This window comes from Arthrobacter sp. R4-81 (assembly GCF_054792365.1).
Window position 1 is genome coordinate 2,483,099 of the sequence record NZ_CP096445.1, and the last position, 12,469, is coordinate 2,495,567.

The following is a 12,469-nucleotide window of genomic DNA, read 5'->3' on the forward strand; positions in this document are numbered from 1 at the left end:
TCAGGATGAGCTCGTCGGCAAGAGAACACGGACCTGCTCGCTGATCTCAGTGAGGATTTCGTCGACAGAGCTGGAAATGTTGATGGTGGCCGCCATGCTGACAAACATGATGGCCGAGACGATGTGCGCGAGCTTTGCAGCATCGCCGGGCCCGACGCGCGGGTCACGCCCCAACACACCGGCAATGGCTTCCTCGGTCTGAACGGTCAGAGTGAGGGCATCGCGGTGGTGTGGTTCCTGGGGGTCGCCAAACACCAGCTCCCGGAGATACGTCCGGCCATTGTCGATCTGTTTCCGGTTGCACTCCACCACCGGGCGGACGATCGCCATGACCGCCTCAAGTACGTCGGGGATCCCCTCGGCGGCCGCTCTGCCCGTGACCAGCGCATCGGCGTAGGTGGAGTTTTGTACCAACAGGAGCAGTTCCGCTTTGGTCTTGGCATAGAGGAACAGGGTGCCCGTGCCGATGTCGGCTTTGTCTGCAATCTGCTGGGTTGTGACCTCATCCACACCATACTCGGAGAAGAGCTCCAGGGCGGCTGCCGTGATGCGGTCGAGCTTGTGCTGCTTGTTGCGCTCACGCCGTCCAACCTGCTGAGGGGTGACTGACATTACGTTTCCTCCGGAAAAGTATTCTGATTTTGCTGGTTACGGAGCTTAGTCAGAACTGTTTAGCTCGAATCTGCCTTCGTTCATTCTTTCACGCAGCCATCCTGGTACCGAGGAAGACCGCCGGCGTCTACGCCTCGTAGTGCGGGAGTATGCGCCCGTCCTTCACGAAGGTCAGCGCGTCGGAGAGGTCGTAGGCGTGCACGGCGGAGGCGAATGCCGACAGCGGCCCTGACGGCTTCTTGACGTCATCGCTGTCGAAGAACGCCGCCCGAGCGGATGCGTCGGCGAAGCCGAGGGTCAGCGAGGCGTGGAGCCGCTGGTCGGTGGGATTGTCGTGCGCGACATCCGGCGAGTCCCAGAGCTTCTGGTTCCAGGGCATGAACACCTGAGTTCGCAGCTCGCTCAGTATGCTCGTTTTCGCGAGCGCTGGCACGAGCTCGTCGGCGATGTACTTCCGGAACTGTCGGGTGCCGACTCCGTCTCGTCTCCTGAGATAGACCAGGGCTCGAGCCCCGGTCTGCTCGCCGGGCCGGGCGACGTGGTACCAGCGGGTCGAGTTCGGCGGCCCGGCATAGAGGATGGTGCGCCGGAACACGTTGATCTCGTCCTTGTAGGCGAGGCGGGTCTGCTTCCTGCCGAACAGCGGCGACAGAGCGGACTGGAACGTGACTTCGGCGACGCCGTCGATCCTGCGGTCCGCGGGAATCGTGGTCTCGACGCCGGGGGTTGCGGGCCAGAGCCCGGGGTTGGAGGCGGCGAGATGATTCTGCCGGTACTCATCGAACCCCGGGCTATCCGAGAGGAGCTTCGCGTGCGGGCCCTTCCAGTGGTTCATGCCGGCCTGCCGGGGCTGGTCGGTGCGCATCCAGAGCAGGATCGATGATGCGAACGGCTTCTTCGTGTACGGAGTTGTGGTGGTCATGGCTTTTCCTTCGGGTGACTTCGGATGCCGGCTCAGCGGGCGAGGAACTCAACCGCGACGGGCGCGAACCGGTCGTGGAACTGGAAGATGCCGCCGTGGCCGGAGTCGGGGTAGATGATCAGCTCGGATCCGCTGATGCGGCGGTGCAGGTCGTTGGAGAGTACCGAGGGCACCATCCGGTCGTTGTCGCCGTTGGCGATCAGGGTGGGCTGGGTGAGCTTCGACAGGTCGGCGGGCGCCGAGCGGCCCCACTTCTTGATCGCCTTCAGCTGCGTCTGGAGCACCTGCACCGTGGCCGGGGCGTCACGGTCGACGGTGCGCTCCTGGAGCCGCTTCACGAACGCCTTGCCGGCCGGCTTGCCGGTTGCGTCGCGGTTGAAGAAGAGGAACTCCTTCGGGTCGGACCGGGTCAGCCTCGCGCGCAGGATGTCCAAGTACGTGATTCCGGCGACCTTGTCGATGTCCTTGCCGCCGGCGGGCCCGGTGCCGGTGAGCACGAGCTTGCGAACGAGCTCGGGGTGCTTGACCACGAGGGCCTGGGCGACCACGCCGCCGAGGGAGAACGAGAAGATGTCGATCTTGTCGAATCCGAGTGCTCGGATGAAGGTGTAGGCGTCGTCGGCCATCGCCTCGACGCTGTCGGGCACCTGGCCGGTGGACGCGCCGACGCCGCGGTTGTCGAAGGTGATGACGTGGCGGTTCTTCGCGATCGGGTCGACGATGCGTGGGTCCCAGTTGTCGAGGGTCGCGGCGAGGTGCACGAAGAAGACGACGGGGATGCCGCCCTTCGGGCCGAGCTCACGGTAGGCGTAGCTGACGCCTCCCGCGCTGACTGTGCGGGCCGGTGCATTGGCGTAAGAGCTTACGACGGGTTCATTCAAGGTATTCATGATGGTGTTCCTATGGGAAAAGTTGTTGATTGTGCTGTGCGAGGGGCGTGCTCGCCTGGTTCCAGGCAGGGCTAGCTGTTGCTGATGACTGCTTTGCCGCGAATGCCGCCCTTTTCAAGGCCCTGAAGGGCCTGGGCAGTCTGGTCGAAGGGGAAAACCCTTCCGACGATAGGGCGCAGTGCACCGCTGTCGATGAGGGCGGTGATCTGGCGCAACTGGTCACCGCTGGCGCGCATGAACAGGAACTCGTAGCTGACGCCCAGCTTCCTGGCCTGACGGCGGATGCCAGCGCTGAGGCCTGTGATGGCGAGGCGCAGCAGCGGATTCAGGCCTGCTTCACGGGCAAATGCCGGGTCCGGAGGTCCGGAAATCCCGATTGCCATACCGCCGGGCCGCAGCACCCGCAGCGATTTTTGAAGGGTCTCGCCGCCGAGGCTGTCCAGCACAAGGTCGTAGCCGCTCAGAAGCTGTTCGAAGTCCTGGCCACGGTAGTCGATGGCGATGTCTGCGCCGAGTCCGCGCACGAAGTCCAGGTTCCCGGCCCTTGCGGTGGTGGCGACGGTTGCACCCAGATGCTTCGCGAGCTGGATCGCGATCGAACCGACTCCCCCGGCGCCGGCGTGGATGAGGACCTTCTGTCCCGGCTGGACATTGGCGCGCTCAACGAGGGCCTGCCATGCGGTTAATGCCACCAAGGGCAAGGATCCGGCCTCCTCCATACTGATCGATTCCGGCTTGAGAGCCAGATCAGCCTCGTCGACGGCGATCCGCTCGGCGAATGTGCCGATACGGTCCTGATCCGGCCGGGCGTAAACCTCGTCCCCCGGCTTGAATGCGAGTACGGCGGCGCCTACCCGGATTACGGTTCCGGCCACATCATTGCCAGGAATCAAAGGCAGCCTGTAGGGCAGGATCTGCTTGAACTGGCCCGCACGGATCTTCTCATCGAGCACGTTCAGGCCTGCAGCCTGCACCCGCACGAGAACATCACGCTCCCCCACCGTTGGCTCGGGAACATCCGATTCCTCGAGTGGACCCTTGTACTCCTTGATGACGAACGCTCTCATGCTGCCTGCTCCTGGTTGGTGGAAGTTGAGTGAATGGGCATGCGGCCCAATCAAATAGACGAGCTCACTCAATTATGAGGTCAGTCATTATTCTGTCAAGGGGGGCAGCCGGCATCGGCCTCAAAGAGAGGAAGCCTCTACCAATCGGCAGAGGCTTCCTCTATTGATTCAGGAATAAAAGGTCACTCAATGCTCCCCCGGTCCACGATGAGGCCGGGGAGTTTATGGACTCCCGCAACGAGTGCGCCGGGCGTGATGAGTGCTTGGACGGCCGCACTCCCGAGCCCGTCCAGGTTCAAATCGACGCTGGAGAACGGTCGTCGCACATCCGCGCACAGCACTGACCAGTTATCGAATCCAACCAATGCAACGTCTCCGGGTACGCTCAGCCCCCGCACTTCCAGCGCGTCCATTGCTCCACGGGCAATTTGATCGTTACCGCAGACCAGCGCGTCGAATTCTTTGGCTGCATCGAGGAGCCGATGCACCGAGGACCAGCCCCAGGTTTCGTGCCAATCCCCCATCGCAGGTTCGCCCCCAACGAGTTCCAGTCCCGCTGCAGCTGCAGCCAGACGCGTGCCTTCGGCACGGTCAATTGCAGCCAACGACTGCACTGGACCTCCCAGGTGCACAATCTTTTTACGTCCGGCGCTGATGAGCCTTTCAGTGGCCAACCTTGCGGAAGCAGCGTTGTCGCAGACGAAGGATGTGTCGGCGGGATCCAATGACGGAGCGTAGACGTAGATGACGGGTACGGCTGTCTTAAGGCGCAGCGGCGGCCTGGGCTCGGGAGCATCGCCGACGAGGAGCAGGCCATCGACGCGGCGGCTCAATAGCGCTTTGGCGTGGTGTAGTTCCAGCTCCTGATTTCCCCGCGAATTGGATAGCAGTACCGTGGACCTGTCTGCGGCCATGGCGCCTTCAGCTCCCATCATGATCGGGAGTGAAAACCGGCCTTCAAGATCGCTCGTGATGATTCCAACAGACTGGGTTCGGCCACCGAGCAGGCCGCGGGCCAGGAGGTTCGGTGAAAACGAAAGCTCCTCGGCAGCCTTGAGGACGCGCGCTTTCGTTGCCTCGGCGACGTCGTAACGATTGCTCAGCGCTTTTGAAGCGGTCGCTATTGAAACTCCGGCGGCACCTGCCACATCTGCCAGCGTTGGGCTTTTGTGGGGTGCCGTGGCGGATGGTTGAACTCCCATGAACGCTTCCCTTTCCCTTGACAGCTGCAGATCCACGCTACTACGTTTGAGCTTCGAAAAGCCTTTCGAAAAGCTTTTCGAAAGGCTTTTTCATATTTCGAAGGATCAAAACCATGGCATCCCCAGCCTTTGCCCGGACCGGGCGCCCCCTGTCTCCGCTGCCCCTTGCGGCTGTAGTTATCGATGACCGCTTCTGGTCGCCCAAACGTGAAGTGGTGCGCAGCCGGACCTTGCCCCAGCAGGAAGAGCAGATGCGCAAAGGCGGTCAGTTTGAAGCACTGAAGCTGGCCTGGAAGACCGGGGAGCCTGAGCCACACATCTTCTGGGAAAGCGACGTAGCCAAATGGATCGAAGCCGCAAGCTACTGCCTGGCCACTTCCGCGGATCCGGAACTTGAAGCTGCCGTGGACGAGGCGATCGAGCTTCTGGACGGCGCCCAGCAGGAGGACGGTTATCTAAACGTCTACTTCACTGTGGTTCGCCCGGGTGATCGGTTCACCGACCTGAGGGACGGCCACGAACTGTACTGTGCCGGGCATCTTATTGAAGCCGGCGTTGCCCACTACCAGGCCACGGGCAAAACCAGTCTCCTGGGGGTAGTCCGACGCTATGCGGACCTCATTGCCACCACATTCGGCCCCGGAGGGCAGTGTGAAGGCGGCTACGACGGGCATCAGGAAATCGAGCTTGCCCTGGTCAAGCTCTACCGTGCCACCGGGGAGCGCCGGTATCTCGAACTGAGCCATCAGCTGATCACAAGCCGCGGGCAGCAGCCGTTCTACTTCGACCTTGAAAAGGAGCGCCGTGGCAACGAGGGCTACTTCGCCGGAATGTTCCCCCAGCGGCCCGGGCAAGTCCAGCGTTTCCGTGAATACAACCAGAGCCATCAACCTGTCGCTCTTCAGGAGGAGGCAGTCGGGCATTCGGTGCGGGCTGTCTACATGTATTCCGCTCTGACTGACCTTGCAGCCGAATACGGCGATACTGAACTCGCCAAAACCTGCGAGGTGCTCTGGGAGAACCTGACCAGCAAAAAGCTCTACATCACTGGCGGCATCGGCTCGGACCACTCCATCGAGGGATTCGGCCCCGACTACGACCTCCCGAACGAACATGCTTACGCTGAGACTTGCGCCGCCATCGGCCTGGTCCAGTGGGCCCAACGGATGGCCAACACACGTCACGACGGAGGGTATGTAGATGTCCTGGAACGTGCCCTCTACAACGGAGTCTTGAGTGGCGCCTCTGCGGAGGGAACGCACTACTTTTATGGGAATCCCCTTGCCAGCAAGGGCGGTGTGCACCGTCAGGAATGGTTCGGCGTGGCCTGCTGCCCGCCAAACCTGGCCAGGCTCCTGAGCGAGCTCGGACGGTACGCCTACTCCCAAGGGAGCAGCGAAGCTTTGATCAATCTGTTCATCGCCGGCACAGCACAATTCTCCTTGGACGGTGGCGACATCACCCTCCGGCAGATAACCGAGTACCCACGACACGGCAAAACGGAGATCATCGTGGGCACACCAGAAGCAGTGGCCTTCACCCTTTCAGTGCGCATCCCGTCTTGGAGCAGGCCAGTGGCCACGCTCAACGGCCTGCCCTTGGACACAACGGATGTTCGTGACGGTTATTTATCCCTGGCCCGAACCTGGGATGACGGCGACACATTGATCATGGACCTGAATCTTGCTCCCCGGCGGACCTGGGCAAACGCCAATGTCGCCTCGGCGATCGGCAAAGTGTCTCTGGCCTGGGGACCGCTTGTCTACTGCCTTGAAGGCGTGGACCACACCGTGCCGGTAAGCACTATTACCCTGCCCCGGTCCAGCGAGTTGGCGGCAGTTACCGACGACCGAACCGGAGCCGTCACTCTGCATGCCGCAGCAACTGCCGTCAGTTCATCCGATGACGGGGACCTCTATCCGACGTCGCCAACTGACCCTGCACCGCTGGCGCTGACGGCTGTACCTTACTTTTCCTGGGCGAACCGTGGCCAGGCAGACATGACCGTGTGGATCCATGAAGCCACCTGATGTGTCAGAGGCTAAGCCGCCTAAGGTATCGCCCGGTCTCGCTCCTGACGTTGGCGCCAACCTGCCCGGGGGTGCCGGTGGCGACGATGGTTCCACCGGCGCTGCCGCCACCGGGGCCCATGTCGATGACGTGGTCCGCGTTGGCAATCATGTCCAGATCGTGTTCGATGACGATGACCGTGGCCCCCTTGTCCAGCAGTCGCTGTAGCACGGTCAGCAGAGTACGGACATCCAGCGGGTGCAGGCCTACGCTCGGCTCGTCAAGAACGAAGAGGGTTCCTGCTTGGTTTCGATGAAGTTCAGAAGCAAGCTTCAACCTCTGCGCTTCACCGCCTGAGAGTGTCGGAGTGCTTTCACCAAGGGTCAGGTAGCCCAGTCCCAGGTCCAGGAGAGTCTGCAGTTTGGTGCGCACCTTCGGGATATCACCCAGGTGAACGATCAGGTCCTTTACTGTCATTGCCAGCAGCTCCGGCAGGGAGAACTCCCTGGTGGGCTGGCCGCTGTCAGTGGAGGATGAGCGCCGTATGAGCTCTGCTTGCGGTGCATAGCGGGTGCCGTTGCAGTCCGGGCAGGCGATGTCCATGTCCGGGAGGAACTGCACGTCGAGGATGATCTGGCCGGTCCCTTCACAGCGTGGGCATCGCAGCGAACCGGTGTTGTAGGAGAAGTCTGCAGCCTTTAGCCCGGAACGTTTTGCTGCGTCCAGGGAGGCGAACAGGCGGCGGAGGTCATCCATAACTCCGCTGTATGTGGCCAGAGTCGAACGGACGTTTATACCTATCGGAGTGGCATCTACGGTGGACACCCGGGTGATGCCGGGAGCGTCGATGCTCCTTACGTGGGAGGGAACCGCTGAACCCTCGCTTATTGCATGGACTGCCGGAACCAGGCTGTCAAGGATGAGGGTGGTCTTTCCGGAGCCCGAGACGCCGGTCACTGCCGTGAGTCTTCCCAGGGGAATGTCTGCCGTCAGGGCGTGAACAGTGTGTAGCGGCGACGTGCTCAAGCGGATGCGGCCACGATTGTAGATTTCCTCGACGACGGTGCGCTTGCGGATGACAGCTGCCTCACGTCCAGTGAGGAATCCGCCCACCAGGGACTCGGGGTTCTGGCCCAGATCTTTGACTGTGCCGGTGGCCAGGATCGTTCCGCCTTCGCCTCCGGAGCCGGGGCCGATCTCGATCAGCCAGTCTGCTTCCCGGAGCACCTGGACATCGTGGTCGACCAACACCACAGAATTGCCGTCACGCAGCAGGTCCCTCATCACGCCCAGCAGTCCGTCAACGTTGGCTGGGTGCAGGCCGATGGAGGGTTCGTCCAGCACGTAGAGGACCCCTGTCGTTTCGTTGCGGACCGCCCGTGCCAGTTGCACGCGTTGCCTCTCCCCTGTGGACAAAGTGGAACCCGGCCGGTCGAGGCTGAGATATCCCAAGCCTAGTTCGAGCAGGCGCTCACCCATCTCCAGCAGCTTCGTAACGAGGTTCCGGGCCATGGGACGCATCTCTGCCGGCAAGGCTTCCTCCACGGTGGGCGCCCACGCGGTGATCTCGTCAAGCGTCATCGCTGTCACCTCCGCCAGGTTCCTTCCTGTGACCTGGCTTCTGCGGGCCTGCTCGCTCAGGCGTGAGCCGTGGCAGCTCGGACAGACCTGGGCGCTGATGAATCTGTTCACCCGGGACAGGCCCTGCTCGGTCGTCGCCTTATTCATCGCCTCTTGGACGGCCAGACGCGCATTCCTATAGGTGAAGTTCAGTTCAAACAGCTTGCCGTTCTTGGACGGCACCGAAATATGCTTCTTCTCCTCGGGCCCGTGCATGACCACCTCCCGCTCCCAGGGAGTGAGCTCGCAGTACGGCACGTATGTGCGCACACCAAACTCAGCGACCACCTGCGGCATCACGGTCAGCCCGAACATCGACCAAGGAGCCACCGCGCCGTCCTCAATGGACTTGGTCTCGTCAGGCACCAGCGCGGCGTCATTTACGTCGCGGACAATGCCGGTCCCCGAGCAACCGGGACACGCGCCGTCGGAGTTGAACGCAAGCACTTCAGCGCCCGGCGGATAAAACTCAACCCCACACGTGTGGCACACCAGGTCCTTGTTCGCGGCCACGTCAATGGTCGGCTGCAGGCGGTGCCCGTTCGGGCAGACGTGGGACCCTAGACGCGAAAACATCAGCCGCAGAACATTGAGCAACTCCGTGGACGTTCCAAACGTGCTCCGCACTCCGGGAACGGCTGGCCGCTGGCGTAGGGCAAGAGCGGCCGGGACATGCCTGACACTGTCTACCGCCGCCCTGGGCGCGTGCGACATCCGTCGGCGTGTATACGTGGACAGTGCTTCCACATAGCGGCGCGATCCCTCTGCGTACAGGACACCCATGGCCAGTGATGACTTGCCCGAACCGGACACCCCCGCGATGGCGACCAACTGCCGAAGCGGCACAGTCACGTCCACATCCTTTAGGTTGTGAACCTTCGCTCCCCGCACTTCGATTGCCAGCGGAGGCATCCATTGATGGCCATCGGCGGGCAACTCCTGAGCTGTCTTCATGGTTCCTCCGGCATCTTCGAACTTCCCGATTTATATTCCTCGGCAACTATATCTGATACGTTGGTGATCAGTCCCGACCCTCCGGTGGTGGTCACTTCAAGTGGTGCCCGACGGTCAGGACGGGAAAGTCGATCAAGCCCCCCGGGGCAGTCAGGAGAGAGCTACGAATGGTCCCGCGCTGAATTCGGTGGCGGGGTTCGGGCCCGGTCGGTGGAATCTTCGATCACGCTGGCCGCTTGCCCGATTACGCTGTGTTTTACGTGCTCGTGGCAAGCATTCCCGACACTATTGAGCGGGCCAAGGAACTCGGAGGCGAGGTGCTCATGGAACCGGTTACGGATGCCGCCGGCGCCGGCTTCGCACGACTGCAGGGCAACAGCGGGCACCATTTCGGTATCCTCTCAATGCCCGCCCCCGGCGGCCTAAGCGGAGCTAGGCCGCCCGCCCGGTCTCCGAAAAGGCGCTGGCGCGCAGGAGCCGAAGGCTCAGTTCCATGCGTTCGAGTTCCGCCGATCCCAGGACCGGGCGGAACCGCCGATCCAGTTCATCCTCAAATACCGGCAGGGCCTGTGAGAGCTTGATCCTGCCTTCCTCGGTAAGTTCCAGGAGGGCCGAGCGGCGGTCATCCGGATTGGGAATACGCCTGCAGTATCCCGCGGCCTCGATGCGATCCACTACCTTGCTGGTGCCACCCACACTGATGGCGAAATCGCCCGCCAGGTCCTGGATTCTCTTACCTGAAGCCTTCCCCAAACGCTGCATTATCTCGAACCAGGTCAATTGGAGATCACACTCACTGCGCAACCGGGCATCGACGACCGCCCACAACTCAGTCTCAAACCGCACTAGATCGTGGTACAGCCCCTTCAGATCGGGCATCTCACACCTATCCATCCCACCCATGCCGACCAGCCGTTACCTGACGGTAAGGGCTGGCGGCGCATTTCTGTTCCAAGGAATACTTTCCGTGGAATGATTTTACCCCGCGAGGAGCATCACATGACAACGACACACAGTGCCGAATTGGACGTCCCGATCCGAGTGCTCAGTGGCCCTACAGTGGTCATCGACTATGCCGGCCTGCGCCTACTGACGGATCCGACCTTTGACGAACCGGGCGAGTATCCCACTCCAGTCCCCGGGTTCTCCCTGGTGAAGACCGAACGCTCCCCCGCAAGCCCGGAGAACCTTGGCAAGGTTGACGCAGTCCTTCTGTCCCATGACGAGCATGACGATAACCTCGACCGGTCGGGGCGGGAATTCCTGGCTCAGGTGCCCGTAACCCTAACGACAGCCAGCGGGGCGCGGAGGCTCGGCGGCTCCGCGCAGGGCCTTGAGTTTTGGGAAAAGACCACGCTTGAGGCGCCCGATGGAATGCTTGTAACTGTCACCGCCATGCCCGCCCTGCACGGCCCTGAGGGGAGCGAGGATGTTGCCGGCGACGTCATCGGTTTCCTGCTCACCGCTCCCGGGCACGCCAGTGTGTATGTCAGCGGTGACAACGCTTCCTTGCCCCTAACAGATTGCCGAGCGGGTTGGGCCGATTGATGTTGCAGTGCTGTTTATTGGCGGGGTGAGGCATAAGCCAGTGCTTGATGGTGCACTCGTCACCATGGACAACGCCCTGGCGGCCCAAGCCGCAAAGTTGCTTGGCGTGCGCCGGGTCGTCCCTGCCCATTTCGAAGGCTGGGCGCATTTCCGTGGAGGGCGTGAGGAACTCGTCGAGGCGTTCACTGAAGCCGGGATCGCGGACCGGCTGACGTTGGAGGCCGGGGCCTGGAGTTCCGACTCCGTTTAGATGGAATCAGTCGTAACGGGGTCGAATGCGCTGTCGGGGATGGTGAGCGCCCAGTCGTTCATTGCCTCGAGCACTCGGCGGAGTTCCTGCCCGGTTGGAGTGAGCTCGTAGACAACTCGAGGCGGGATTTCGGCGTAGGCGGTGCGGGTGACCAGCCCGTGCCGTTCGAACTTGCGGAGCCGGCTGGTGAGGGTGTGGGCGCTGATGCCGGGCAGGGCGCCAAAGAGCTCGCTGAATCGATGCGGGCCTTTGAGGAGCTCACGCACGATCAACGTGGCCCAAGGTCCGTCGAGAAGACTCAGGAAGCGCGCCACGCCGCATTCATCCAGCGAACAGTGATCAAATCTCATGAAAAACGATGTTAGACGCAATACTGCAGTTGATGTAACCGATGCACCATATGCAGTAATGGGGTCATGGTTTACATCGTGCATGGCGCCACCGGCGCCCAAGGGTCCCCCGTCCTCTCCGCTCTGACCGCTGCCGGATGCCTGGCCAAGGCCGCTGTCCGTGACACCTCCAAGATGCCGAACGCTGCGGCCGTGGCGGTCGACTTCCGCTCCGCCGACTCCCTGGCAGCAGCCTATGAGGGTGCTGAGGGAGTGTTCATTCATCTCCCGATCGGGCGCCGCGAAGATCAGATTGCCTACGCACAGGCGATCGGCGAGGCGATCCGCCTGGCAAAGCCGGGACGCGTGGTGTTCTCCACCAGCGGGTACAGGGTGGAGATGACCGGCGACGGCGCCAGCCCCGCGGATGTGATGGTGCGGGAGCTCGCTAAAGGCGATGTGTCCCATGCCATCGTCGAGCCGCGGCTGTACCTGGAGAACCTGCTGCTGCCGGTCACTTTCCGACCAGCGCGTGAGGAAGGCCTGTTGCACTACCCGCTCCGGGAGGACTACATCACGTCCTGGAGCTCACATCTGGACGTCGCTGACGTCGTCGTTCGCTTGCTTGTGGACCATTCGGTAACAGGCATTGTCTCTGTCGGCGCTCTGCCCGGTCTGGTTGGCGCAGACCTCGCCATGGGCTTCTCCCGATACCTTGGGGCACCCGTCCGGTTCAAGAGCATCGCCCCCGACCAGTACGGTCAGCTCATCACTCCGCTGTTCGGCTCAGACGCAGCCATACCCGTGGTGGAGTCCTACAAGCACCGGCAGACACAGCTCGGCGAACCGATCCCCGAGGACCGATCCGCCCAGAAGCTGCTGGGACTTACTCCGCGCACCATCGAACAATGGCTGCGCGACGTGATGAACTGACCCGTCGGCGTCGGTCGGACCGGCTGGCCCGCTCAGAGAGTGACTTAGCGGCAATACTATTCGGCACCTCGAACTCACTATCTACCCAAAGGGATAGGTGAGAATCCGCGGAGCCCATTGATGATCCCAGGT

Annotated in this window: 13 protein-coding genes; 4 read left to right on the top strand and 9 right to left on the bottom strand. The window is 62.2% G+C overall.

The window, feature by feature from the left end; all coding sequences use genetic code 11:
* The 5 genes from M1E05_RS11660 to M1E05_RS11680 form a co-directional block, all read right to left on the bottom strand.
* Positions 1 to 612, bottom strand: a complete 612-nt coding sequence (locus M1E05_RS11660; protein ID WP_461163008.1) for a TetR/AcrR family transcriptional regulator — start codon at positions 610 to 612, stop codon at positions 1 to 3.
* 127 nt (positions 613 to 739) lie between these two features.
* Positions 740 to 1,534, bottom strand: coding sequence for a strictosidine synthase (locus tag M1E05_RS11665; RefSeq protein WP_461163009.1), 795 nt, complete (start codon positions 1,532 to 1,534; stop codon positions 740 to 742).
* 32 nt (positions 1,535 to 1,566) lie between these two features.
* A complete protein-coding gene (locus tag M1E05_RS11670) occupies positions 1,567 to 2,424 on the bottom strand; it encodes an alpha/beta fold hydrolase (RefSeq protein ID WP_461163010.1) in 858 nt (285 codons plus the stop codon).
* A 71-nt stretch (positions 2,425 to 2,495) separates the two neighbouring features.
* On the bottom strand, positions 2,496 to 3,491 hold the full coding sequence (locus M1E05_RS11675; protein WP_461163011.1) for an NADP-dependent oxidoreductase: 996 nt from the start codon (positions 3,489 to 3,491) through the stop codon (positions 2,496 to 2,498).
* A gap of 182 nt (positions 3,492 to 3,673) precedes the next feature.
* Positions 3,674 to 4,693 carry a LacI family DNA-binding transcriptional regulator gene (locus M1E05_RS11680; protein WP_461163012.1) on the bottom strand — a complete coding sequence of 340 codons (1,020 nt, stop codon included), beginning with the start codon at positions 4,691 to 4,693 and terminating at the stop codon, positions 3,674 to 3,676.
* Positions 4,694 to 4,806: 113 nt separating this feature from the next.
* Here M1E05_RS11680 and M1E05_RS11685 point away from each other — a divergent pair, with 113 nt between their 5' ends.
* Complete coding sequence (locus M1E05_RS11685) at positions 4,807 to 6,723, top strand: glycoside hydrolase family 127 protein (protein ID WP_461163013.1); 1,917 nt, start codon at positions 4,807 to 4,809, stop codon at positions 6,721 to 6,723.
* Positions 6,724 to 6,727: 4 nt separating this feature from the next.
* On the opposite strand, the gene M1E05_RS11690 is transcribed toward M1E05_RS11685, so the two are convergent.
* The 3 genes from M1E05_RS11690 to M1E05_RS11700 form a co-directional block, all read right to left on the bottom strand.
* The gene (locus tag M1E05_RS11690; RefSeq protein ID WP_461163014.1) at positions 6,728 to 9,277 is read right to left on the bottom strand and encodes an excinuclease ABC subunit UvrA; all 2,550 of its coding nucleotides are present in this window, start codon (positions 9,275 to 9,277) and stop codon (positions 6,728 to 6,730) included.
* A gap of 161 nt (positions 9,278 to 9,438) precedes the next feature.
* On the bottom strand, positions 9,439 to 9,666 hold the full coding sequence (locus M1E05_RS11695) for a hypothetical protein (protein ID WP_461163015.1): 228 nt from the start codon (positions 9,664 to 9,666) through the stop codon (positions 9,439 to 9,441).
* A 43-nt stretch (positions 9,667 to 9,709) separates the two neighbouring features.
* Positions 9,710 to 10,156 carry a MarR family winged helix-turn-helix transcriptional regulator gene (locus tag M1E05_RS11700; RefSeq protein ID WP_461163016.1) on the bottom strand — a complete coding sequence of 149 codons (447 nt, stop codon included), beginning with the start codon at positions 10,154 to 10,156 and terminating at the stop codon, positions 9,710 to 9,712.
* A 120-nt stretch (positions 10,157 to 10,276) separates the two neighbouring features.
* Here M1E05_RS11700 and M1E05_RS11705 point away from each other — a divergent pair, with 120 nt between their 5' ends.
* Together M1E05_RS11705 and M1E05_RS11710 are read left to right on the top strand one after the other, a co-directional pair.
* Complete coding sequence (locus tag M1E05_RS11705) at positions 10,277 to 10,825, top strand: MBL fold metallo-hydrolase (protein WP_461163017.1); 549 nt, start codon at positions 10,277 to 10,279, stop codon at positions 10,823 to 10,825.
* Positions 10,826 to 10,850: 25 nt separating this feature from the next.
* A complete protein-coding gene (locus M1E05_RS11710) occupies positions 10,851 to 11,075 on the top strand; it encodes a hypothetical protein (protein ID WP_461163018.1) in 225 nt (74 codons plus the stop codon).
* On the opposite strand, the gene M1E05_RS11715 is transcribed toward M1E05_RS11710, so the two are convergent.
* Positions 11,072 to 11,425: a winged helix-turn-helix transcriptional regulator gene (locus tag M1E05_RS11715; protein ID WP_461163019.1), complete on the bottom strand. Its 354-nt coding sequence runs from the start codon at positions 11,423 to 11,425 to the stop codon at positions 11,072 to 11,074. The genes M1E05_RS11710 and M1E05_RS11715 overlap by 4 nt on opposite strands.
* A gap of 66 nt (positions 11,426 to 11,491) precedes the next feature.
* Here M1E05_RS11715 and M1E05_RS11720 point away from each other — a divergent pair, with 66 nt between their 5' ends.
* Positions 11,492 to 12,337 carry an SDR family oxidoreductase gene (locus M1E05_RS11720; protein WP_461163020.1) on the top strand — a complete coding sequence of 282 codons (846 nt, stop codon included), beginning with the start codon at positions 11,492 to 11,494 and terminating at the stop codon, positions 12,335 to 12,337.
* The last annotated feature ends 132 nt before the right edge of the window (positions 12,338 to 12,469 follow it).

Coding starts and splice junctions, on each gene's coding strand:
- M1E05_RS11660 (WP_461163008.1), bottom strand. CDS start 612: ATGTCAGTCACCCCTCAGCAGGTTGGACGGCGTGAGCGCAACAAGCAG.
- M1E05_RS11665 (WP_461163009.1), bottom strand. CDS start 1,534: ATGACCACCACAACTCCGTACACGAAGAAGCCGTTCGCATCATCGATC.
- M1E05_RS11670 (WP_461163010.1), bottom strand. CDS start 2,424: ATGAATACCTTGAATGAACCCGTCGTAAGCTCTTACGCCAATGCACCG.
- M1E05_RS11675 (WP_461163011.1), bottom strand. CDS start 3,491: ATGAGAGCGTTCGTCATCAAGGAGTACAAGGGTCCACTCGAGGAATCG.
- M1E05_RS11680 (WP_461163012.1), bottom strand. CDS start 4,693: ATGGGAGTTCAACCATCCGCCACGGCACCCCACAAAAGCCCAACGCTG.
- M1E05_RS11685 (WP_461163013.1), top strand. CDS start 4,807: ATGGCATCCCCAGCCTTTGCCCGGACCGGGCGCCCCCTGTCTCCGCTG.
- M1E05_RS11690 (WP_461163014.1), bottom strand. CDS start 9,277: ATGAAGACAGCTCAGGAGTTGCCCGCCGATGGCCATCAATGGATGCCT.
- M1E05_RS11695 (WP_461163015.1), bottom strand. CDS start 9,666: ATGGTGCCCGCTGTTGCCCTGCAGTCGTGCGAAGCCGGCGCCGGCGGC.
- M1E05_RS11700 (WP_461163016.1), bottom strand. CDS start 10,156: ATGCCCGATCTGAAGGGGCTGTACCACGATCTAGTGCGGTTTGAGACT.
- M1E05_RS11705 (WP_461163017.1), top strand. CDS start 10,277: ATGACAACGACACACAGTGCCGAATTGGACGTCCCGATCCGAGTGCTC.
- M1E05_RS11715 (WP_461163019.1), bottom strand. CDS start 11,425: ATGAGATTTGATCACTGTTCGCTGGATGAATGCGGCGTGGCGCGCTTC.
- M1E05_RS11720 (WP_461163020.1), top strand. CDS start 11,492: ATGGTTTACATCGTGCATGGCGCCACCGGCGCCCAAGGGTCCCCCGTC.